Annotated in this window: 24 protein-coding genes; 16 read left to right on the forward strand and 8 right to left on the reverse strand. The window is 52.1% G+C overall.

Annotated features, from left to right (window positions below; all coding sequences use genetic code 11):
- Positions 1-3: 3 nt before the first annotated feature.
- Entirely contained in the window at positions 4-831 is an 828-nt protein-coding gene (gene dkgA, locus E4Z61_RS20585) for a 2,5-didehydrogluconate reductase DkgA (protein WP_135324330.1), read from the reverse strand.
- Positions 832-934: 103 nt separating this feature from the next.
- Positions 935-2,098 (reverse strand): alcohol dehydrogenase, encoded by a 1,164-nt coding sequence (gene yqhD, locus E4Z61_RS20590; RefSeq protein ID WP_135324331.1) that lies wholly within the window; start codon positions 2,096-2,098, stop codon positions 935-937.
- 193 nt (positions 2,099-2,291) lie between these two features.
- Between yqhD and E4Z61_RS20595 the strand changes: the two genes are divergently transcribed.
- Complete coding sequence (locus E4Z61_RS20595; protein ID WP_167817570.1) at positions 2,292-3,191, forward strand: AraC family transcriptional regulator; 900 nt, start codon at positions 2,292-2,294, stop codon at positions 3,189-3,191.
- A 75-nt stretch (positions 3,192-3,266) separates the two neighbouring features.
- Here the strand turns inward: E4Z61_RS20595 and yghB are convergent, their stop codons facing one another.
- Together yghB and metC are read right to left on the reverse strand one after the other, a co-directional pair.
- Complete coding sequence (gene yghB, locus E4Z61_RS20600; protein WP_135324333.1) at positions 3,267-3,926, reverse strand: DedA family general envelope maintenance protein YghB; 660 nt, start codon at positions 3,924-3,926, stop codon at positions 3,267-3,269.
- Between the two features lie 131 nt (positions 3,927-4,057).
- On the reverse strand, positions 4,058-5,245 hold the full coding sequence (gene metC, locus E4Z61_RS20605; RefSeq protein WP_135324334.1) for a cystathionine beta-lyase: 1,188 nt from the start codon (positions 5,243-5,245) through the stop codon (positions 4,058-4,060).
- A 249-nt stretch (positions 5,246-5,494) separates the two neighbouring features.
- On the opposite strand from metC, the gene exbB reads away from it, so the two are divergent.
- Positions 5,495-6,229: a tol-pal system-associated acyl-CoA thioesterase gene (exbB, locus tag E4Z61_RS20610; RefSeq protein ID WP_135324335.1), complete on the forward strand. Its 735-nt coding sequence runs from the start codon at positions 5,495-5,497 to the stop codon at positions 6,227-6,229.
- 6 nt (positions 6,230-6,235) lie between these two features.
- A complete protein-coding gene (gene exbD, locus E4Z61_RS20615) occupies positions 6,236-6,661 on the forward strand; it encodes a TonB system transport protein ExbD (RefSeq protein ID WP_135324336.1) in 426 nt (141 codons plus the stop codon).
- Positions 6,662-6,727: 66 nt separating this feature from the next.
- On the opposite strand, the gene E4Z61_RS20620 is transcribed toward exbD, so the two are convergent.
- Positions 6,728-7,135, reverse strand: a complete 408-nt coding sequence (locus E4Z61_RS20620; RefSeq protein ID WP_135324337.1) for a cytoplasmic protein — start codon at positions 7,133-7,135, stop codon at positions 6,728-6,730.
- Position 7,136: 1 nt separating this feature from the next.
- Positions 7,137-7,541, reverse strand: coding sequence for a hypothetical protein (locus E4Z61_RS20625; protein WP_135324973.1), 405 nt, complete (start codon positions 7,539-7,541; stop codon positions 7,137-7,139).
- 105 nt (positions 7,542-7,646) lie between these two features.
- On the opposite strand from E4Z61_RS20625, the gene E4Z61_RS20630 reads away from it, so the two are divergent.
- Positions 7,647-8,150, forward strand: a complete 504-nt coding sequence (locus E4Z61_RS20630; protein WP_135324338.1) for an ESA_00282 family adhesion-associated protein — start codon at positions 7,647-7,649, stop codon at positions 8,148-8,150.
- Positions 8,151-8,235: 85 nt separating this feature from the next.
- On the opposite strand, the gene E4Z61_RS20635 is transcribed toward E4Z61_RS20630, so the two are convergent.
- Positions 8,236-9,276: an aldo/keto reductase gene (locus E4Z61_RS20635; protein WP_135324339.1), complete on the reverse strand. Its 1,041-nt coding sequence runs from the start codon at positions 9,274-9,276 to the stop codon at positions 8,236-8,238.
- A 154-nt stretch (positions 9,277-9,430) separates the two neighbouring features.
- On the opposite strand from E4Z61_RS20635, the gene yghX reads away from it, so the two are divergent.
- From yghX to hybG, 11 genes are all read left to right on the forward strand, one after another.
- Positions 9,431-10,318 (forward strand): YghX family hydrolase, encoded by an 888-nt coding sequence (gene yghX / locus E4Z61_RS20640; protein WP_135324974.1) that lies wholly within the window; start codon positions 9,431-9,433, stop codon positions 10,316-10,318.
- 215 nt (positions 10,319-10,533) lie between these two features.
- On the forward strand, positions 10,534-12,174 hold the full coding sequence (locus E4Z61_RS20645) for a methyl-accepting chemotaxis protein (RefSeq protein WP_135324340.1): 1,641 nt from the start codon (positions 10,534-10,536) through the stop codon (positions 12,172-12,174).
- 85 nt (positions 12,175-12,259) lie between these two features.
- On the forward strand, positions 12,260-12,547 hold the full coding sequence (locus E4Z61_RS20650) for a DUF2623 family protein (RefSeq protein WP_096755675.1): 288 nt from the start codon (positions 12,260-12,262) through the stop codon (positions 12,545-12,547).
- A gap of 188 nt (positions 12,548-12,735) precedes the next feature.
- Positions 12,736-13,854 (forward strand): hydrogenase 2 small subunit, encoded by a 1,119-nt coding sequence (hybO, locus tag E4Z61_RS20655; RefSeq protein WP_135324341.1) that lies wholly within the window; start codon positions 12,736-12,738, stop codon positions 13,852-13,854.
- 2 nt (positions 13,855-13,856) lie between these two features.
- Positions 13,857-14,843 (forward strand): hydrogenase 2 operon protein HybA, encoded by a 987-nt coding sequence (gene hybA, locus E4Z61_RS20660; protein WP_135324342.1) that lies wholly within the window; start codon positions 13,857-13,859, stop codon positions 14,841-14,843.
- Positions 14,833-16,011, forward strand: a complete 1,179-nt coding sequence (gene hybB / locus E4Z61_RS20665) for a Ni/Fe-hydrogenase cytochrome b subunit (RefSeq protein WP_135324343.1) — start codon at positions 14,833-14,835, stop codon at positions 16,009-16,011. Before hybA ends, hybB begins: the two co-directional genes overlap by 11 nt.
- Positions 16,008-17,711 (forward strand): hydrogenase 2 large subunit, encoded by a 1,704-nt coding sequence (gene hybC, locus E4Z61_RS20670; RefSeq protein ID WP_135324344.1) that lies wholly within the window; start codon positions 16,008-16,010, stop codon positions 17,709-17,711. The genes hybB and hybC overlap by 4 nt, the downstream gene beginning before the upstream one ends.
- Positions 17,711-18,205, forward strand: coding sequence for a HyaD/HybD family hydrogenase maturation endopeptidase (locus E4Z61_RS20675; RefSeq protein ID WP_135324345.1), 495 nt, complete (start codon positions 17,711-17,713; stop codon positions 18,203-18,205). The genes hybC and E4Z61_RS20675 overlap by 1 nt, the downstream gene beginning before the upstream one ends.
- Complete coding sequence (gene hybE / locus E4Z61_RS20680) at positions 18,198-18,686, forward strand: hydrogenase-2 assembly chaperone (RefSeq protein WP_135324346.1); 489 nt, start codon at positions 18,198-18,200, stop codon at positions 18,684-18,686. The genes E4Z61_RS20675 and hybE overlap by 8 nt, the downstream gene beginning before the upstream one ends.
- Positions 18,679-19,020 carry a hydrogenase maturation nickel metallochaperone HypA gene (gene hypA / locus E4Z61_RS20685; RefSeq protein WP_135324347.1) on the forward strand — a complete coding sequence of 114 codons (342 nt, stop codon included), beginning with the start codon at positions 18,679-18,681 and terminating at the stop codon, positions 19,018-19,020. Before hybE ends, hypA begins: the two co-directional genes overlap by 8 nt.
- A 30-nt stretch (positions 19,021-19,050) precedes the next feature.
- A complete protein-coding gene (gene hybG, locus E4Z61_RS20690; RefSeq protein WP_135324348.1) occupies positions 19,051-19,299 on the forward strand; it encodes a hydrogenase maturation factor HybG in 249 nt (82 codons plus the stop codon).
- Between the two features lie 50 nt (positions 19,300-19,349).
- On the opposite strand, the gene yghU is transcribed toward hybG, so the two are convergent.
- Positions 19,350-20,216: a glutathione-dependent disulfide-bond oxidoreductase gene (gene yghU / locus E4Z61_RS20695; protein WP_135324349.1), complete on the reverse strand. Its 867-nt coding sequence runs from the start codon at positions 20,214-20,216 to the stop codon at positions 19,350-19,352.
- Positions 20,217-20,434: 218 nt separating this feature from the next.
- On the opposite strand from yghU, the gene E4Z61_RS20700 reads away from it, so the two are divergent.
- On the forward strand, positions 20,435-22,723 hold the full coding sequence (locus E4Z61_RS20700) for an FdhF/YdeP family oxidoreductase (protein WP_135324350.1): 2,289 nt from the start codon (positions 20,435-20,437) through the stop codon (positions 22,721-22,723).
- Positions 22,724-22,793 lie beyond the last annotated feature (70 nt).

Here is a 22,793-nt window from a genome sequence, read left to right on the forward strand (position 1 = left end):
GGATTAGCCGCCGAACTGGTCAGGGTCCGGTCCCAGACGTTTACCCTGGTCGAGTTTGGCCATTTCGCCTAATTCATCTTTGTCCAGACGGAAGTCCCAGACGTCAAAGTTCTCTGCGATGCGCGAGGGGGTGACCGATTTTGGGATCACGACAAGGCCGCTATCCAGGTGCCAGCGAATGACAATTTGCGCCGGTGATTTACCGTATTTTTCGGCGAGGTCGCGCACTATCTTTTGATCGAATACGTCTTTGCCACCCTGTGCCAGCGGGCTCCAGGATTCGGTCTGTATTTTATGCGTGGCGTTCCAGGCATGAAGCTGCCGCTGTTGCAGTAGCGGGTGAAGTTCTATTTGGTTAATGACCGGCGCAACGCCGGTTTCATCCATCAGACGCTGGAGATGATTGATCTGGAAGTTGCACACGCCGATGCTTTTGATGAGCCCCTGTTTTTGCAGGTCGATCATGTTTTCCCATGCTTCAACATAATGGTCGATCGCCGGTACAGGCCAGTGCATGAGATAAAGATCGAGGTAATCGAGCTGGAGTTTCTCCATGCTTTCGAGCAACGCTTCGCGGGGACGTTTCTGATCGTCATTCCACAGTTTAGTGGTGATGAATAAGTCTTCCCGGGGAAGTCCCGAATCGCGTAATGCTTTACCGACACCTTCTTCATTTTTGTACGCGGCAGCGGTATCGATAGAGCGATAACCCACTTCCAGCGCTTTATGGATTGCGGAGATTACTTCCTCATTACTTGCCTTCCAGACCCCCAGGCCCAGTTGTGGCATCACGTTACCATCCTGTAGTTTGATAACGGTTGGATTAGTCATAATTCCCCCCTAGATTATTGTCACCGGAGCGCGCTCCGGTGACACAAGTGTGACTTAAGTCTGGCCTAAATACCCAAAAACGAAAGTCTGAGGTGAAAAAACCTTAGTGCGCCGCTTCGTAAATACGGCGGCTGACGTCGAGCGTAATGTCCTGATGTTCGCCCAGTTTCGTACCACCGTGTGCTTCCAGTTTCTCCAGCAGCGCCGGGATGGAGCTACCGTCCAGGCCATAGTCAGACAGACGAGTGGGTACGCCCATTTGTTCGAAGAAAGCGCGGGTAGCGGCAATGGCGGCGTCGATACGCTGGTCATCACTTCCTTCGGTGATATTCCAGATACGTTCTGCGTATTGCAGCAATTTGGCACGTTTGGTATCGCGTTTTTCATTCCACAACGCAGGCAGAACGATGGCCAACGTTTGGGCATGATCGAGACCATGCATCGCGGTCAGTTCGTGGCCCAGCATATGGGTGGCCCAATCCTGCGGTACGCCCGCGCCAATCAAACCGTTCAGTGCCTGGGTTGCCGCCCACATGACGTTCGCACGCACGTTGTAGTTTTCCGGCTCCTGTAATGCTTTCGGACCTTCTTCGATAAGCGTCAGCAGAATGCCTTCGGCAAAGCGATCCTGAATTTTCCCGTCAACCGGATAAGTCACATACTGCTCAACAGTATGAACGAACGCGTCCACCACACCGTTTGCCACCTGACGCGGCGGGAGGGTGTAGGTGTAAACCGGATCCAGCACGGCAAAAACCGGCTGCACAAACGGGGTCATAAAGGCCAGCTTATCGCCGGTGGTTTTACGCGAAATTACCGCGCCGGAGTTAGATTCAGAGCCGGTTGCTGGCAGGGTTAATACGGAACCCATCGGGATGGCGCTTTTTACGTCATTGCCGTGGGTTTCCAGAATACGCCATGGATCGATGCCGTCAGCGTACTGTGCTGCAGCGGCGATGAATTTGGTGCCGTCGAGAACAGAACCACCGCCGACCGCCAGCAGGAACGTCACTTTCTCATCACGCACGATTTTTACTGCGTTCATTAGCGTTTCATAAGCCGGGTTCGGTTCAATACCGCCAAACTCCAGCACGTCCAGGCCTTTCAGCGCATCCTGAACCTGTGCCAGAACGCCGGTTTTTTTCACGCTGCCACCGCCGTAGGTAATCAGCACGCGAGCATCCTGAGGGATTTGATCGCGCAGTTCAGCGATAGCGCCTTTACCAAACAGAATGCGGGTCGGGGTATGGAGATTAAAGTTGTTCATTGCTCGTTCCCTTATGTGGGTAAAAAAGAGGGCAGGCGAGTGTCTGCCTGATGGTGAACATTGTGGTCGTCAGACGCGTTCCTCTCAATGCTCATTTCTGCCAATGTCTTGCCTATTTCTACAGGCTGCTGGAGAAAAAGGATAAAAATGCGCACACTGTTGGTGTTGCAATCCGATGACGAAATGGTGTTCTATGAACCGTGATAAGATCTGCCTTCTGCTGACAGATAAAATTAAGCAGCTGAAAAACAATGAAAATAAACTCAGTGAGTTGCTGCCGGATGTGCGTTTACTGTATGGCACGGAACCGGGGCTACGCACGCCGGTGATGTATCAGCCCGGCATCATATTGCTCTTCTCGGGTCATAAAATTGGTTATATCAATGAGCGCATATTTCGTTATGACGCCAACGAATATCTGCTGCTCACTGTACCTTTACCCTTTGAATGTGAAACGTATGCGACACCGGAAATTCCACTGGCCGGTATGCGCCTGAATGTCGATATCCTGCAATTGCAGGAGCTACTGATGGATATTGGCGAAGATGAACTGTTCCAGCCCTCAATGGCGGCGAGCGGGATTAACTCTGCCACGCTTTCTGACGAGATTCTTTGTGCGGCTGAGCGTTTACTGGATGTGATGGAGCGCCCGCTGGACGCGCGAATTCTGGGCAAACAGATCATCCGTGAGATCCTCTACCATGTGCTGACTGGTCCACGGGGTGGCGCATTGCTCGCGCTGGTCAGTCGCCAGACGCATTTCAGTTTGATCAGTCGCGTGCTGAAGCGAATCGAAAATAAGTACACCGAGAACCTCAACGTCGAACAACTGGCAGCAGAGGCCAATATGAGCGTGTCGGCGTTTCATCATAATTTCAAATCGGTGACCAGCACCTCGCCGCTACAGTACCTGAAGAGTTACCGCCTGCATAAGGCGCGGATGATGATTATCCACGACGGCATGAAGGCCAGCGCGGCGGCAATGCGGGTTGGCTATGAAAGCGCTTCGCAGTTTAGTCGGGAGTTCAAGCGGTACTTCGGTGTGACACCAGGGGAAGATGCGGCAAGAATTCGCACGATGCAGGGGAGCTAATTTTTAGCAGGTATACTTAGCGAAGCGCCATCAGGCGAAAATGCCGGGTAGTTTTACCCGGCCTACGGTTACTGCTCAGGCGCTACAGCATTTTTTTTTAATCACCACGAACAACGTGCCTAACAGGCCTGCGGTTAGCAGGGCGAGTGGCAGGATCATCAGGAAGGTCATCACCTGATCTTCATGGCGTTTAACGAACGGGATCATGCTGAGCGCATAGCCAAAGCTGGTGACGACGGTAACCCACAGCAGACCGCTCAGCCAGTTAAAGAACTGGAACCGGCGATTGGGCAGACCTGAAATCCCCGCCATTGTAGGCAGCAAGGTGCGAACAAATGCCAGGAAGCGTCCAGCGAGCAACGCCATCAGACCGTGTTGGTCAAACATACAGGTGGCACGCTGATGATATTTTTCAGGCAATTGCGCCAGCCATCCTTTTACCGTTCGCGTGTTGCCCAGCCAGCGTCCCTGAATATAGCTCAGCCAACAGCCGAGACTGGCTGCTGCCGTCAGAATAGCAATCGTCGGGATAAAGCTCATCACGTCCTGCGCGATCAGTGCCCCGGCCAGTAACAGCAGGCTGTCTCCGGGTAAAAAGGAAGCAGGCAGCAGGCCATTTTCTAAAAACAGTGTGGCAAACATCACGAAGTACACCACGCTTACAACGTGCGGATCTGCCAGCGCGGCAAAATCGTGTTGCCAGAGCGCGGAGATAATATCTTGAATGACTACCATGGACTTTCCTGTGGAACAGCGTTTATGCGTGGATTGTACTCCTGAATTGTCCGGGATGCCTTGATCCCGGACGCAACAATTGCAGACTTTTCCACCAGAAGTGTCTGCATATATGTCCAACTGCGGCAATGTTACTCGATTCGGGCGAATCCGGCGGCTAAATCCGCAATCAGATCGTCAACATTTTCTAAACCGATGTGTAAACGGATAAGTGTTCCGCTGAAGTCCACTTTGCCTTCAGGGCGGATTGCGGCAATGTGTTCGGGCTGATTGGCCAGAATCAGTGATTCAAAGCCGCCCCAGGAGTAGGCCATACTGAACAGATTGAAGTGATCCAGATACGCCGACAGCTCTTCATTATTCAGCTTTTTATTCAACACAAACGAGAACAGGCCGCTGCTCCCGGTAAAATCACGTTTCCAGAATTCGTGTCCTTTGCTGCCGGGAAGCGCAGGGTGATTGACGCGGGCGACCTGCGGATGGCTGGCCAGCCACTCTGCAACTTTCAGGCTGCTTTCGTGATGTTGACGCAGGCGAACACTCAGAGTACGTAGACCGCGGCTGGTCATATAGGCAGTATCTGCGTCCAGCATTTGCCCCATTAAATAAGCGTTTTCGCGTAGTTGATCCCAGCAGCGGGCATTCGACACTGCCGTACCGACCATTGCGTCGGAGTGGCCAATCAGATATTTGGTCCCGGCCTGAATTGAGATGTCGATTCCAAAATCCAGCGCATTGAACAGCACCCCGGCAGCCCAGGTGTTATCGATCATGATGATAGCGTCCGGCGCTACGCTTCTGACGGCGGCTACAATCGCCGGAACATCATGCACTTCCATGGTGACGGAGCCGGGAGATTCCAGAAATACCACTTTGGTGTTGGGCTGAATGTGCTTCACAATATCGGCGCCCACTAACGGGTCGAACCAACCGGTACTCACGCCGAGCTTGCCGAGAATCTTGGTGCAAAAATCCTGGCTGGGTTCATAGGCCGTGTTGGTCATCAGCACGTGGTCGCCTTGTTCAACAAAAGCCAGAATCGTGTTGGCAACGGCTGCTGCGCCGCAGGGAAACAGGGCACATCCCGCGCCGCCTTCTAGCTCGCACATTGCTTCCTGTAGGGAGAAATGCGTCAGGGTTCCGCGACGTCCGTAGAAAAGCGCTCCGTTAGCACGATTGTGCGCGGCCTGCTTTTTGGCCTCTACGGTGTCAAACACCAGCGAAGAGGCGCGCTGGATCACGCTGTTGACGGAACCTAGCGTGTACTTTTTACTGCGTCCTGCATGAACGAGTGTGGTCTCAAGATGCTTGTCTGCCATGTTGGTTTCCTATTTTTATACGTCTAGATGTCTAAACTAGCATGAATCCAGGGGGACGCATCCTGCTGAAGGGTCATAAAGTAGAAAATAGTCCCAAAATGTGTCTGCTGACTTTTTTACTGCGTAAGCGCAAGGAAAAGAAACCAAAGGTGCGGCACTATGTAAATAGTAATGAGAACGACTATCAATTCGACGTCGTTTTGATATCATTACGCTCAGATTTTGTGATTTGCGTCCTGGAGATACAGAGTGGGTAATAATTTGATGCAGACGGACCTTTCCGTCTGGGGTATGTATCAGCACGCCGATATCGTGGTTAAGTGCGTGATGATTGGGCTGATTTTGGCGTCCGTGGTCACCTGGGCTATCTTCTTTAGTAAGAGCCTTGAGTTCTTTACGCAGAAGCGCCGCCTTAAGCGCGAACAGCAACAGCTGGCTGAAGCCCGCTCTTTAGATCAGGCCAGTGAAATTGCCGCTGGATTCGATACCAAAAGCCTGGGCGCACTGTTAATTAACGAAGCGCAGAACGAGCTGGAACTGTCAGAAGGCAGCGATGACAACGAAGGGATTAAAGAGCGTACCGGGTTCCGCCTGGAACGTCGTGTCGCAGCTGTAGGCCGTCATATGGGCCGTGGTAACGGATACCTGGCAACCATTGGGGCTATCTCTCCATTTGTGGGTCTGTTCGGTACGGTATGGGGCATCATGAATAGCTTCATCGGTATTGCACAAACTCAAACGACTAACCTGGCCGTGGTTGCGCCGGGGATTGCAGAAGCGCTGTTAGCCACCGCGATTGGTCTGGTTGCGGCCATTCCCGCTGTTGTAATCTACAACATCTTCGCCCGTCAGATTGGCAGCTATAAAGCAATGTTGGGTGATGTCGCCGCACAGGTACTGTTATTGCAAAGCCGTGATCTGGATCTGAGCGCAAGCGCTGCGGCACATCCGGTACGCGCTGCGCAGAAATTACGTGTAGGGTAATGTTCCATGGCAATGAGTTTTAACGAAAATCTGGACGATAACGGTGAAATGCACGACATCAACGTGACGCCGTTTATCGATGTTATGTTGGTTTTGTTGATCATCTTTATGGTGGCCGCGCCGCTGGCAACGGTGGATGTGAAGGTGAATCTCCCCGCATCGACCAGCACGCCGCAACCGCGTCCTGAAAAACCGGTTTACCTGTCAGTAAAAGCGGATAACACCATGTTTATCGGCAACGAGCAGGTGACCGATGAAACCATGATTAACGCGCTAAACGCGCTGACGGAAGGCAAGAAAGACACGACTATCTTCTTCCGTGCCGATAAAACTGTCGACTATGAAACCATGATGAAAGTGATGGATACGCTGCACCAGGCAGGTTTCCTGAAGATTGGTTTGGTCGGTGAAGAGACCGTGAAAGCGAAGTAATCTCTGCTGCCGGGTGAGGGTTTTTGCCTTACCCGGCCTCCTGTTTCTGACTCTTTCTCCACTCCCTTATTTCGTCTCATCCAGCGCGACGGTAGTGACCTTGGTCGCTGTATAGCTTCCTTCTGATAGCTTACGCGTCAGGCGCAATGTGGCGGTTTCTCGCGCGAGTATATGCTGGTAGGTGCTTTCCAGACGGGCCATGATTTTGTCCCGCAATTCTGGCTGTTGGGCAATGATAGCCTCAATCGTGGCGCCGTAGATCTCTTCTTTAGCCTGCAGGGCATAAATTTCATGGCGATTTTGCCACTTCATGCGTACCAGCGCAGCGGGTATTGATACCGTCTCCTGGGCCACGCTTTCCAATGTGGCGTTCTTATTGGCAATCAAGATATCCAGATTCTGCTTTAAGACAAATTCATCACTTTTATGGTTGTCTAAAGCCAAATAAACGTTGTTATCCTCAACATCTTTCATTTTATTTTTCTTCCAGAGAATAAAAAATGGGAGCGCTGGTTTCACGCGTAATTAAATTAAGCCAAATTTTATTGCCCTGCTCATTTATTAATGCGGTGTTTTTAGCCAGAATTTTACTTAATTCTTGTGCGTTAATGTCACCTTCGGCTTGTAACGAATTTAGCAGGCGGGTGAACGATTCAATTTTTGCTGCGCTAAAAAGACGTTCTTTTAAGTGACGGTCGCACTCTTCAAATAACATGTTTCGTGCCTGGCCGGTAGCAGAGGCACTAATTAAAATATCCGCTTCGTAATCGCTTAAGTTTACCGTTCCCTGAGCCAAACTTTCACTATTTTCTGCCGTGTCAGTATTGGTCTGGGATGTAGATAAATGAAAACGAGAGGGAACAAGATGCTCGGGAAGCATGTTGAAATATCCTTTGCTGCCAGTGAGGTGAGTTTTTTTAATAAGACAGGCTGCGTTGACAATAGCATGGGGTAATTTTAAAATCAAAAAAAATGGAGCCTGTATATGAACAGTATATTTTATTCTGTTATTACCCTGCTATTGCTTACCTGCGGGGTTCTTTTACTCATGCGTGGTGCAAATAAAAATCGAGCTAATGAAGGGTTTGCCTCTGCCCCCAAGCTGGAAACACTGAGCAAAGAAGAGGGGGAAGATCATTTTTCAGCACTGATGAATTCGATTACCCCGGTATGGTATTGGCGCGTTAATCATGAATATATCGATTTTATCCACTCGACAATAAAGCGGATGACCATGGTGGAGTTAAATGAAACGCCGGGATTATTTGATGCGCAGCGGCGCTGCAGCGATCTTAACTCGGCGGTGTACAAATATTATGACAACATCAAAAAACGCTGCCTGAGCGGAGAGAAAGTCCCGCACGCCGATCTGGACGTGCTCAATTTACGTCAATGCTTCAGGGAGTTCAGTCTTGAAGCCTATCCTGCACTCGTTGCGTTGGTCTGGCCGGAGTTCCAGCGTCCATCAATCAACGCGGAAGAGGTTTGAGGTGTGTGACTTATTTTCTGCACTGATAAACATGAAACGATTAAAGCCGGTCCGACAACGTCGTCCCGGCACACTGTTCAGGCTGCTACTTGTCTGATGAAGCCTGCCACAAATTGAGCTTGCCGTCGGCGACGTGTTTATCAATCTGCGCCAGTTCTTCGGCGCTGAACGTCAGATTATTCAACGCCTGAACGTTTTCTTCCAGCTGCTCGGGGCGGCTGGCGCCGATTAATACTGACGTCACGCGGTCATCTTTGAGTAACCAGCTCAACGCCATTTGCGCCATCGACTGTCCGCGCCGTTGCGCCATTTCGTTAAGCAGGCGCAGGCTGCTAATATTCTCTTCTGTCAGCATATTCTCTGTCAGACCACGGGCTTTTTTCCCTTCGCGCTGCATGCGTGATCCTTCCGGAATACCGTTCAGGTATTTCCCAGTCAGCAATCCTTGCGCCAGCGGGGTGAAGGCGATACAGCCAATGCCGTTCGAGTCCAGCGTATCCAGCAGGCCACTGCTGTCGACCCAACGGTTAAGCAGGTTGTAGGACGGTTGGTGGATCAGCAGCGGAATTTTCCATTCCCGCAGCAGTTCAGCCATTTTTTGCGTGCGCTCCGGGGAATAGGATGAAATACCGACATACAGGGCTTTGCCACTTTGCACGGCGTGTGCCAGCGCTGCGGCGGTCTCTTCCATTGGCGTGCTTTCGTCAACGCGGTGAGAATAGAAAATATCAACGTAGTCGAGCCCCATGCGTTGCAGGCTCTGGTCGAGGCTTGCGAGCAAATACTTGCGCGAACCGCCAGAGCCGTAGGGTCCCGGCCACATGTCATAGCCTGCTTTGGTGGAGATGATTAACTCGTCACGGTACTGCGCGAAATCCTCGCGCAGTAATCTGCCAAAGTTCTCTTCTGCGCTTCCCGGCGGCGGCCCGTAGTTATTGGCTAAATCAAAATGCGTGATGCCTAAATCAAATGCTTTGCGCAGCAGGGCACGCTGTGAATCCAGTGCTTGAACGTGTCCAAAACTGTGCCATAAACCCAGCGACAGTGCGGGTAAACGCAAACCGCTGCGACCACAGTAGCGATAGAGCATCTGCTCATAACGTTCAGGATTGGCAAACCAGGCCATGAGATCTCCTTAGTGCAGGTGAATTTCGAAACGACGTTTCTATTCTAGCTGTTTCGCGATGATTATCCCGTTCACAGGTCACATTGGGATGAAAAACTGGGCAAAAATAGGCCGCTGTGCTTTGCTTAAAAAAACATCATTTTGGAGTGGGCCAATGCCGCGTTTAACTGCAAAAGACTTTCCGCAAGAGTTGCTCGATTACTACGACTATTACGCGCATGGCAAAATATCGAAACGAGAATTTCTCAACCTGGCGGGCAAATATGCCGTTGGCAGCATGACGGCGCTGGTGTTATTTAATCTGTTAAAGCCGAACTATGCTCTGGCAACGCAGGTGGAATTTACCGATCCCGACATTCTGGCGGAGTACATAACCTACCCATCACCTGACGGCCATGGTGATGTGCGCGGTTATCTGGTAAAGCCGGTAAAGGTGACGGGGAAAATTCCTGCTGTGGTTGTTGTGCACGAGAATCGTGGGTTGAATCCCTACATTGAGGATGTCGCGCGGCGGGTGGCAAAGGCGGGATATCTGGCGCTCGCGCCGGATGGGTTAAGTTCGGTAGGCGGCTATCCGGGTAATGATGATAAAGGCCGGGAGCTGCAGCAGCAGATAGATCCCATCAAGTTAATGAACGATTTTTTTGCCGCGATTGACTATATGCAGCGTTATCCCGATGCGACAGGAAAGGTCGGTATTACCGGGTTTTGCTACGGTGGTGGTGTCTCGAATGCAGCAGCCGTTGCTTATCCTGAACTGGCCTGTGCGGTGCCTTTTTATGGACGCCAGGTTCCCGCGTCAGATGTCCCTAAAATAAATGCGCCTTTGTTATTGCATTATGCTGCACTGGATACGCGCATTAATGAAGGCTGGCCGGCGTATGAAACCGCTCTCAAGGCCAATAAGAAAGTGTTTGAGGCGTATATCTATCCCGGCGTTAATCATGGTTTTCACAATGATTCGACTCCTCGTTATGATAAAGCTGCCGCTGATTTAGCCTGGGAGCGCACTATCTCATGGTTTGATAAATATTTACGTTAGAAAACAAAATATTGTTTAATGTGTTAGACAGAATATCTGAATAATAATGCTACCTAATTTCATTAGCATTCATATCGTTATAACCTGAAGGGTTATCAGACGCACTTAAAAAAGTAAAAAAATAAAGAACACATTATATCTTCTTCGTGACCTGCCGATAACAAGGATAAGTCTCGCCTGATGGCGAAATCCTCTTCTACGGCAAGGAAACTACTATGCGTTTGCTGAAAAACTTCACTATTCGTATTGTCATGCTGGCAATACTGGGACTATTTTGCCTGCTTTGGTCGGGCGTGGGGTTATTCAGTCTCCATTCGTTATCCAAAATATCAGAAGGAAATGATATTGACCGCCATCTCGTGCAGCAGATGACGGTCCTCAGCCAGGGGAACGATCAGTACTTTCGCTTCGTAACGCGCTTAAGTCGCGCAGTGGATGTCAAAATTGGCGGCGGAACGCCTGACTTTGGCCCTGCGCAACAATCGCTGGAGGGGATGAGTAAAAAACTCCAGCAGATGAAAACACTGTCTCCGGGACCGATGGATCCTGAAATTGCCGCAGCGGTGCTGACTAAGTGGCAAGCGCTGCTGGATAAAGGTGTAATCCCACAAATGCAGCTGGCGCAACAGGGATCGCTCACTGCCTGGTCAGAGCATGCAAGTACCGTTACACCTGCGCTGAGCCGTGAATTTGGTGCCAGCGCCGAGAGGTTTAATACCACCGCTGGTGAGCGACTGGATGCGACACGAATTATGGTTGATGGCAAAACGTCAATTATTCGCACCTTAATTATCTCCGCCGTTATTCTCGGTATCGCCATCCTTATCTTTACCGACCGCTACCTCGTGTCAATGATGGTGAAACCGCTGGCACGTATTCGCCAGCAGTTCCGCCAGATTGCCCACGGCGACCTCAGTCACCCGATTGAAGAATTTGGCCGTAACTGTGTGGGCCAGTTGGTGCCTTTACTCAGCGCGATGCAGGACAGCCTGCGTGAAGCTGTGAGTACGATTCGCTCAGGCAGCGACAACATCTGGCGTGGCGCAACGGAGATTTCCAGCGGTAATAACGATCTCTCTTCGCGTACTGAAGAGCAGGCCGCAGCGTTGGAAGAGACTGCGGCCAGCATGGAGCAGCTCACCGCCACGGTAAAACTAAACGCCGAAAATGCGCGCGAAGCCAGCCAGCTTGCCGATACGGCATCAGAAACGGCAGGCAAAGGCAGCACGCTGGTTTCGCAAGTGGTCGATACCATGGACGGGATTGCGGCCAGCTCTAAACAGATCGCCGAAATTACCTCGGTCATTAACAGTATTGCGTTCCAGACCAACATTCTGGCCCTCAATGCCGCCGTCGAAGCCGCCAGAGCGGGTGAGCAGGGGCGTGGTTTTGCCGTGGTTGCTGGTGAGGTGCGTAATCTTGCCAGCCGCAGCGCAGGAGCGGCGAAAGAGATTGAGACATTGATTGGCGAATCGGCGCGCCGTGTCGATCAGGGGGCGCGTCTGGTCAAGGAAACCGGATTGACGATGGACGCTATTCTGCGTGGTGCAACCGAAGTGACGGCGATAATGAAGCAAATCGCTTCCGCCTCTGAAGAGCAGAATAAAGGGATCTCGCAAGTGAGTGTGGCGATCACGCAAATGGACAGCGTGACCCAACAGAACGCCGCGCTGGTAGAGCAGGTGTCGGCAGCAGCAGTGGCTCTGGAGCGGCAAACCGAAGATCTACAGCGTGCGGTTCAACAGTTTCGGCTTTCCGCAAACGACGCTCAGCACGCCTCAACCAACACCGTTTTACCCGCCGAAGAAAGCGTAGCGCCTAAAACATCTAAAACGGATGAATGGGTGGCCTTTTAATCTGGCACAAAAAAGTGCGTGAAACCTCTGGTCTTTGCTTAAAAAATCGCTATATAATTTATCATATAGCGATTGGAGGTTATGCATGGACAACCATTTTGGTAAGGGCCTGATGGCCGGATTAAATGCATCAAGTGCGGACAGTGCACGGACAGTGGCGAATTTTTGTGCTGATTATAAGCGCGGCTTTGTGCTGGGTTTTTCACATCGGATGTTTGAAAGAACGGGCGATCGGCAACTCAGTGCGTGGGAAGCAGGGATCCTGACGCGTCGTTACGGGCTGGATAAAGAAATGGTGATGGATTTCTTCAAAGAGAACCAGTCCAGTACAACAATTCGCTTTTTCATGGCCGGCTATCGGCTCGAAGCTTGATCCGAAAGGGGTATTATCTTGCTTTAATTAATTACACTATTGACCTACACCTTCGTTTTGTTGCCCTGCCGAAGTATTATAATGCACATAACCATATAAAAAGTGTGGTAATGGCGCGCCGATCGCAATAAGCAACATGCGAATGGTGCAAAATAAAAGCCAGGTCTTCGCAACGGAATAACAATAAAATGACTGGAGATAACCCTCTCATCAATTCGAACGGCATTAACCGCCGTGATTTCATGAAGCTTTGTGCAGCATTGGCCGCTACCATGGGGCTCAGTAGCAAAGCCGCCGCAGAAATGGCGGAGTCAGTATCCCGCCCTCAGCGCCCACCGGTTATCTGGATTGGTGCTCAGGAGTGTACGGGATGTACTGAATCGCTACTTCGTGCGACACACCCCACAGTGGAAAACCTCGTCCTGGAGACCATCTCTCTGGAATACCATGAGGTGCTTTCCGCCGCCTTCGGCCACCAGGTCGAAGAGAACAAACATAACGCTCTGGAGAAGTATAAAGGGCAGTATGTTCTGGTTGTCGATGGTTCCATCCCACTGAAAGATAATGGTATTTACTGCATGGTCGCCGGTGAGCCCATTGTGGATCATATCCGCAAGGCGGCCGAAGGCGCTGCAGCAATCATTGCTATCGGCTCGTGTGCCGCGTGGGGTGGTGTTGCCGCTGCTGGCGTTAACCCAACGGGTGCCGTCGGCTTGCAGGAAGTTCTGCCAGGCAAAACCATCATCAATATCCCGGGCTGTCCGCCGAACCCGCATAACTTCCTCGCGACTGTCGCACATATCATCACCTACGGTAAGCCGCCGAAGCTGGATGCGAAAAACCGTCCGACATTTGCCTATGGCCGTTTGATTCACGAACATTGCGAACGCCGTCCGCACTTTGATGCTGGCCGTTTTGCTAAAGAGTTCGGCGATGAAGGCCACCGTGAAGGCTGGTGCCTCTACCATTTGGGCTGTAAAGGACCAGAAACCTACGGTAACTGCTCGACCTTGCAGTTCTGCGATGTTGGCGGCGTGTGGCCAGTGGCGATCGGTCACCCTTGCTACGGCTGTAACGAAGAAGGCGTTGGTTTCCATAAAGGTATTCACCAGCTTGCTTCTGTGGAAAACCAAACTCCGCGTTCAGAGAAGCCGGATGTCAACATGAAAGAAGGCGGCAACATTTCTGCTGGGGCTGTTGGGCTGCTGGGTGGCGTAGTCGGACTGGTTGCCGGCGTCAGCGTGATGGCGGTACGTGAACTGGGACGTCAGCAAAAGAAAGATAACGCTGACTCACGGGGAGAATAACCGTGAACAGACGTAACTTTATTAAAGCAGCTTCTGGCGGAGCATTGCTGTTGGGCGCTGCGCCGTCTGTCAGCCATGCGGCTGCAGAAAACCGTCCGCCGATCCCAGGGTCTCTTGGGATGTTATATGACTCGACGCTGTGCGTTGGCTGTCAGGCCTGTGTCACCAAGTGCCAGGACATCAACTTCCCGGCACGTAATCCTGAAGGACCCGAAACCTGGTCGAACAACGACAAACTGTCACCGTACACCAATAACATCATTCAGGTGTGGCGGAGCGGAACAGGTGTTAACAAAGATCAGGAAGAGAACGGCTACGCATACATTAAGAAACAGTGCATGCACTGTGTCGATCCTAACTGTGTCTCTGTTTGTCCGGTTTCCGCGCTGAAGAAAGATCCGAAAACCGGCATCGTCCATTATGACAAAGATGTCTGTACCGGTTGCCGTTACTGCATGGTCGCCTGCCCGTACAACGTGCCTAAATACGACTACAACAACCCATTTGGTGCGCTCCATAAGTGCGAGCTGTGTAACCAGAAAGGTGTTGAACGTCTCGATAAAGGTGGTTTACCGGGCTGTGTTGAAGTATGTCCTGCAGGTGCGGTGATTTTTGGTACGCGTGAAGAGCTGATGGCTGAGGCGAAAAAACGTCTGGCACTGAAGCCTGGCAGCGAATACCACTATCCGCGTCAGACGGTGAAAGCCGGTGATACCTATCTGCATACGGTGCCGAAATACTATCCGCACTTGTACGGCGAGAAAGAAGGCGGCGGTACGCAGGTATTGGTACTGACGGGTGTTCCTTATGAAAATCTGGATCTCCCACAGCTGGCTGATCTGTCAACCGGTGCGCGTTCTGAGCATGTTCAACACACCCTGTATAAAGGCATGATGCTGCCATTGGCTGTGCTGGCGGGTTTAACCGTGCTGGTTCGTCGTAACACGAAAAACGACCATCACGACGGAGGAGACGATCATGAGTCATGATCCTAAACCGCTGGGCGGAAAAATAGTCAGCAAACCGGTCATTATTTTTGGGCCGCTTATCATCCTGTGCATGATCCTCATCGTGAAGCGTCTGGTATTCGGATTGGGTTCAGTCTCCGATCTGAACGGCGGTTTCCCTTGGGGCGTGTGGATCGCGTTTGACCTGTTGATTGGTACCGGTTTCGCCTGTGGCGGCTGGGCGCTGGCCTGGGCCGTCTATGTCTTTAACAAAGGGGAATATCACCCACTGGTGCGTCCTGCTTTGCTGGCGAGCCTGTTTGGTTATTCTCTGGGTGGACTGTCGATCACCATCGACGTAGGTCGTTACTGGAACCTGCCGTATTTCTACATCCCGGGCCACTTCAACGTGAACTCGGTGCTGTTTGAAACGGCGGTCTGTATGACCATCTATATCGGCATCATGGCGCTGGAATTTGCGCCGGCCTTGTTTGAACGTCTGGGGTGGAAAGTTTCCCTCAAGCGTTTGAACAAAGTGATGTTCTTTATTATTGCTCTCGGCGCGCTGCTGCCGACGATGCACCAGTCTTCAATGGGTTCATTGATGATTTCTGCCGGTAATAAGGTCCATCCACTCTGGCAAGCCTATGAAATGCTGCCGCTGTTCTCGGTACTGACTGCCTTCATTATGGGCTTCTCGATCGTGATATTTGAAGGTTCGTTGGTACAAAGCGGCCTGAAAGGTAATGGGCCGGACGAGAAAAGTTTGTTCATCAAGCTGACAAATACGATTAGCGTCTTGCTGGCGATCTTCGTCGTTCTTCGCTTTGGTGAACTGATCTATCGGGACAAGCTGTCGTATGCGTTTGCAGGCGATTTCTACTCAGCCATGTTCTGGCTTGAGGTCGTGCTGATGGTCTTCCCGCTGGTGGTACTGCGTATCACGAAGCTGCGTAATGACTCGCGCATGCTGTATCTGTCTGCGCTGAGCGCATTGCTGGGTTGTGCAACATGGCGTCTGTCTTATTCGCTGGTGGCGTTCAATCCTGGTGGTGGCTACCACTACTTCCCGACCTGGGAAGAACTGTTGATTTCTATTGGTTTTGTGGCTATTGAGATTTGTGCATACATCGTACTCATTCGTCTACTGCCGATACTTCCTCCTTTAAAACAAAACGATCAAAATCGTCATGAGGCGAGCAAAGCATGAGCCAGAGAATTACTATTGATCCGGTAACCCGTATTGAGGGTCACTTACGTATCGACTGCGAAATCGAAAATGGCGTGGTATCAAAAGCATGGGCTTCCGGCACCATGTGGCGCGGCATGGAAGAGATCGTGAAGAATCGCGATCCGCGTGATGCGTGGATGATTGTGCAGCGTATTTGTGGTGTTTGTACCACGACGCACGCTATCTCTTCTGTGCGTGCGGCAGAAAGCGCACTGAACATTGATGTGCCGGTGAACGCACAGTACATCCGTAACATCATTCTGGCAGCGCATACTACGCATGACCATATCGTTCACTTCTATCAGCTTTCTGCGCTGGACTGGGTGGATATCACTTCCGCACTGAAAGCCGATCCGGCGAAAGCCTCGGCGATGCTGAACGGCGTGTCGACCTGGCACCTGAACAGCGCGGAAGAGTTCACCAAGGTTCAAAACAAGATCAAAGACCTGGTTGCCAGCGGTCAGTTAGGTATTTTTGCTAACGGTTGCTGGGGACACCCGGCAATGCAACTGCCACCGGAAGTGAACCTGATTGCAGTCGCGCACTACCTGCAGGCGCTGGAATGCCAGCGTGATGCTAACCGCGTCGTGGCGCTGCTGGGCGGTAAAACACCGCACATTCAAAACCTGGCAGTAGGTGGGGTCGCAAACCCAATTAACCTCGACGGTCTTGGTGTGCTGAACCTTGAGCGCCTGATGTACATCAAATCCTTCATCGATAAGCTGAGCGATTTTGTTGAGCAGGTTTATAAGGTCGATACCGCGGTTATTGCAGCGTTCTACCCTGAATGGCTGGAACGTGGCCAGGGTGCGGTTAACTACCTGAGCGCACCGGAATTCCCGACTGACGGCAAAAATGGCAGCTTCCTGTTCCCGGGTGGTTACATCACGGATGCAGATCTGTCGACCTATCGTCCGATCACCTCTCACTCTGATGAATACCTGATCAAAGGGATTCAGGAGAGTGCGAAACACGCATGGTACAAAGACGAAGCGCCGCAGGCACCGTGGGAAGGTACAACGGTTCCGGATTACACCGGCTGGTCAGACGATGGCAAATACTCCTGGGTTAAAGCGCCAACCTTCTACGGCAAAACGGTGGAAGTGGGCCCGCTGGCTAATATGCTGTGTAAACTGGCGGCAAAACGCGAGTCTACCCATGCCAAGCTGAATGAAATCATTGCGATTTACACCAAGCTGACCGGTAAAACCATCGAAGTTGCGCAGCTGCATTCGACGCTGGGCCGTATCATTGGTCGTACCGTTCACTGCTGTGAACTGCAGAACGTTCTGCAGGATCAGTACAACGCGTTGATCGTGAACATCGGTAAAGGCGACCACACCACCTTCGTGAAACCGAATATTCCGGCCACCGGCGAATTCAAAGGTGTAGGCTTCCTCGAAGCGCCGCGCGGTATGCTTTCTCACTGGATGGTGATTAAAGACGGCATTATCAGTAACTATCAGGCGGTTGTACCGTCAACCTGGAACTCTGGCCCACGTAACTTTAACGATGAAGTGGGACCGTATGAGCGTTCACTGGTAGGGACTCCGATCGCCGATCCGAACAAACCGCTGGAAGTGGTGCGTACCATTCACTCCTTCGATCCTTGTATGTCATGTGCGGTGCATGTGGTGGACGTTGACGGGAACGAAGTCGTCTCAGTTAAGGTTCTGTAATGCGGATATTAGTTTTAGGGGTTGGCAATATTTTGCTGACCGACGAAGCCATCGGAGTACGTATCGTTGAGGCATTAGAGCAACGGTACATCCTGCCAGACTATGTTGACGTTCTGGACGGTGGTACGGCAGGGATGGAGCTTCTCGGCGATATGGCGAACAGAGATCATCTGATCATTGCTGACGCCATTGTGTCGAGAAAAAACACGCCAGGAACGATGATGGTCCTACGGGACGAAGAGATCCCGGCGCTGTTTACCAACAAAATCTCTCCGCACCAGCTTGGCCTGGCCGACGTATTGTCGGCCCTGCGTTTCACCGGCGAGTTTCCGAAGAAACTGACCCTGGTCGGCGTTATTCCGGAATCGCTGGAGCCGCATATCGGGCTAACGCCGACGGTTGAAGCCATGATTGAACCTGCGCTTGAGCAGGTTCTCGCTGCGCTGCGGGAATCGGGTGTGGAAGCCATCCCTCGGGAGGCGGCCCATGTCTGAGGAGTTTTTAGGCTTTCAGACGGCTCCAAAAGCGCAGATTCAGGCAGCGTTTGAAGAGGTAGCCCACCGTTCGATGCACGATCTCTCGTTCTTACATCCGAACATGCCGGTATATGTCTCTGATTTTACGCTGTTTGAAGGTCAGTGGACGGGGTGTGTGATCACACCCTGGATGCTGAGCGCATTGATTTTCCCGGGGCCAGACCAGGTCTGGCCTGTGCGTAAAGTTAGCGAGAAAATTGGGCTGCGCTTACCGTATGGCGAGATGACATTTACCGTTGGTGAACTGGATGGTGTATCGCAATACTTGTCCTGTTCGCTGATGTCGCCGCTTTCGCACAGCATGTCGGCACAAGATGGTGTCCGCCTGACCGACGATTGCGCAAAAATGTTGTTATCACTGCCGGTTAGCGATCCCAATGCGCCGCAGCTAAATCGCCGCGCGCTGCTGCTGGGTCGTCGGAGTTGTGAAAATGCATGAGTTGTCGCTTTGCCAGAGCGCGGTTGAGATTATTCAGCAGCAGGCAGAGCAACACGATGTTAAACGTGTTACCGGCGTTTGGCTGGAAATTGGCGCGCTCTCCTGTGTTGAGGAGAGCGCCGTACGTTTCAGTTTTGACATCGTCTGTCAGGGCACGGTCGCGCAGGGATGTGAGTTGCACATTGAATACAAACCCGCCCAGGCCTGGTGCTGGGATTGCAGTCAGGTTGTGGAAATCAACCAGCATGACGCGCAGTGTCCACGTTGCCAGGGCGATCGTTTGCGGGTTGAAAGCGGCGATTCACTGAAAGTGAAAAGTATTGAAGTCGAATAGCCCATAGGTTGCTATGGGGCGGAGTCAGATATGTGTATTGGAGTCCCGGGTCAGGTTCTGACCGTCGGTGAAGATATTCACCAGCTTGCGCAGGTTGAAGTATGCGGTATCAAGCGCGATGTCAACATTGCCTTGATTTGTGAAGGCGATACAGCTGAGCTGGTTGGGCAATGGGTACTGGTGCACGTAGGGTTCGCCATGAGTATCATCGATGAAGATGAAGCCAAAGCCACGTTAGACGCGTTACGCCGCATGGAGTACGACGTCACCAACGCGTGATAAGCCTAAAAATGCCGGACGGCGTTTACGCCACCACCCGGCATCTTATTTTAACCCTGACGTTTATCTTCGGTATGGGTATCGAAGTCGCGGGCGTCATGGCGTTCATGAAGCTGTTCGTTCAGCGGCCCGTTAGTGCGGTTCACAATCCGCCCACGCTTCACCGCTGGACGCTCTGCTACCTCTTTTGCCCAACGTTGAGCGTGCTTGTAGCTTCCCGCATCAAGGAATTCTGCCGCGTCGTAGACATTACCCAGCACCACATTGCCAAACCACGGCCAGACGGCCATATCAGCAATGGTATATTCATCTCCTGCGACAAACTGATGCTGCGCCAGTTGCTTATCCAGCACGTCGAGTAAACGCTTGGCTTCCATGGTGAAGCGGTTGATCGCGTACTCAATCTTCACTGGTGCATAGTTGTAAAAGTGGCCAAAGCCGCCGCCGAGGAACGGGGCAGCGCCCTGTAGCCAGAATAACCAGTTGAGGGTTTCGGTGCGTTTAGGTAAATCCTGCGGCAGAAAATAACCATACTTTTCCGCCAGATAGAGAAGAATGGAGCCAGACTCAAATACACGTACCGGCGGGTTTTGCGAATAGTCGCGCAGTGCCGGGATCTTCGAGTTCGGGTTCACTTCAACAAAGCCGCTGGAGAACTGATCGCCATCGCCAATGCGGATAATCCAGGCATCGTATTCCACGCCCGTCACGCCCTGCGCCAGCAGCTCTTCCAGCATAATCGTCACTTTCTGTCCGTTTGGTGTACCCAGCGAATAAAGCTGTAGCGGATGCTTGCCGACAGGCAGTGTTTTCTCGTGGGTGGCACCGGAAACCGGACGGTTGATGTTGGCGAATGCGCCGCCGTTAGATTTATCCCACGTCCAGACTTTCGCGGGCTGATAAGTATTGTCTGACATAGTGACCTGCCTTCTGAGTGGTTGTGTTGATGCAGTGTAGCAGCCAGGTAGAACTCAATTTAACAGATTGGGACTTTATGCCGTTTTGTGCTGAAAGGGGAAGATAAATCTAACCCGTTCATTGTACACAGGCCGTACTCCATGAAGAGGAAATCAATGTTGGACGGAAATTGCTACCGTACTCACCATCAATTATTGGCGGTGAAAAAGCAGTAACAATGAAAAAGGGTATTCCAGGAGTAAGCGGTTATCAGGGCCCGGCGGGTGGGTGGGGCGCGGTAAAAGCCGTCACTGCTTCGGTGTTTTCGCAAAAGGCCGTCGCGCGCGACATTATCGCGATGTTCAAAATGAACCAGGTGAAGGGATTCGACTGCCCGGGGTGTGCGTGGCCTGACCCAGGGCATCGTGCGCCGATGGAACTGTGTGAAAACGGCGTGAAGGCCGTGTCCTGGGAAACCACCAGCAAGAAGGCCTCACCCGCGTTTTTTAGCCGCCATCCGGTTTCGGCGTTATGGCAATACAGCGATTATGAACTGGAAAATATAGGCCGTTTGACGCACCCGATGAAATACGATGCCGTGACGGATACCTGGCAGGTCGTGGCGTGGGACGTTGCGTTTCAGGAAATCGGCGAGCGTCTGCGCAGCTATGACTCTGCGCAGCAGGTGGAGTTTTATACCTCCGGCAGAACCTCAAATGAAGCAGCGTTCTTGTATCAACTGTTTGCGCGCGAATATGGCAGCAGCAACTTCCCGGATTGTTCAAACATGTGCCACGGCCCAACCAGTGCCGGGCTGACACGGGCCATCGGCCTTGGGAAAGGGACCGTGGAGCTTGATGATTTTGACCATTGTGAGCTGGTGATTTGCATCGGGCATAATCCAGGAACCAACCATCCCCGCATGCTCACTACGTTACGCGATGTCGCAAGGCGCGGGGCCAAAATTATCTCCATCAACCCGCTGACCGAGCGGGGACTTGAGCGTTTTAGCTTCCCGCAAAATATGAAAGAGATGTTTAGTGGTCAGGCGACGGAACTCAGCAACGATTACTACCAGGTCAAAATAGGCGGTGACGCATCGCTGCTGAAAGGCATCATGAAGGCGCTGATCGAAATGGATGAAGCGCGGATCTTACTCGATCAACTGCCGACGCTCGATCATGCATTTATCGATGAACACACCGCTGGATACACAGCGCTGTATGACGATTTACGCCAGCATAACTGGGCAGAACTGGAACAGGATTCTGGTCTGACGCGCAGTCAGATGGAAGACCTGGCGCACAGCTATAACAAATCGCGCGCGACCATTATTTGTTATGGTCTGGGTATCACCCAGCATAAAAACGGTACCGAGAACGTCCAGCAACTGGTGAACCTGCTGCTGCTGAAAGGCAATATGGGTAAGCCTGGGGCAGGGATTTGCCCGTTGCGCGGCCATTCAAACGTGCAGGGAGACCGTTCTGTAGGGATTAACGAAGCGGCATCTGAAGACTTCCTGCAACGCCTTGAGACGCATTTTTCTATCCGTGTTCCGCGCAAACATGGGCGCTCCAGCGTGGAGAGTATTCGGGCCATCGAACGGGGAGACGCGAAAGCGCTCATCTGTATGGGCGGAAATCTGGCGGTGGCAATGCCGCAGCCGCAGCGTACCTTTGCGGCGATGAAAAACCTGGATCTGCAGGTCCATGTTGCGACCAAACTGAACAGATCGCATTTGCTGCTGGCAAAGGATAACTACCTGCTACCTGCATTAGGTCGAACGGAGCGCGACATTCAGGCGACGGGGATTCAGTCGGTGACCGTCGAAGACTCCATGTCGATGGTACACGCGTCCTGCGGCGCGCTGAAACCGGCTTCCCGCTGGCTAAAATCAGAGCCCGCAATTGTGGCGGGGCTGGCCCGCGCCACGCTTCCCCACTCGCCAGTAAACTGGGAAGCGTTAACCGGTAACTACGCGCTGATTCGTGATGCCATTGAATCCGTGATCCCGACGTTTCACGATTACAATGCGCGCATTGGAGAGCCCGGCGGGTTTCGTATGGATACGCCTGCTTCGCGCCGTGAATGGCGCACGGCGAACGCTAAAGCCAACTTTGTCGTCAGCCGTCAGCGCGCAATCGAACGTGAAAACCAGCCTGCTGATGCGCTGGTGCTGGCCACGCTGCGTAGTCACGATCAGTACAACACCACCATTTATGGCATGAACGATCGCTACCGTGGTATTACCGGTCGTCGTGATGTGGTGTTTTTAAGCGCCAAGGAAGCAACGGTCCGTGGGCTGACTCAGGGCGATGTTGTCAACGTGCAAGCACTGGACGACAACGGTAAGCCGTGTGTGGATCGTATGATGCACGGGCTAACGGTGGTCATTTACGATATGGCTGCGGGCTCTATTGGCGCGTATCTGCCGGAAGCAAATGTGCTGCTGTCACTCGATGTAGTTGACACAGAAAGCCTGACTCCGGCGTATAAAAGCGTGCCGGTTATCCTTACCCGAGCGTAGTTCCTGCTGCGAATTTTTCGCCTCTGAGCGCCAGCCGCTGCGTTGAGGTGTATGATGATGTCGACCTCTG

The organism is Citrobacter tructae (genome assembly GCF_004684345.1).
In the GTDB taxonomy this organism is placed as follows: Bacteria; Pseudomonadota; Gammaproteobacteria; order Enterobacterales; family Enterobacteriaceae; genus Citrobacter; species Citrobacter tructae.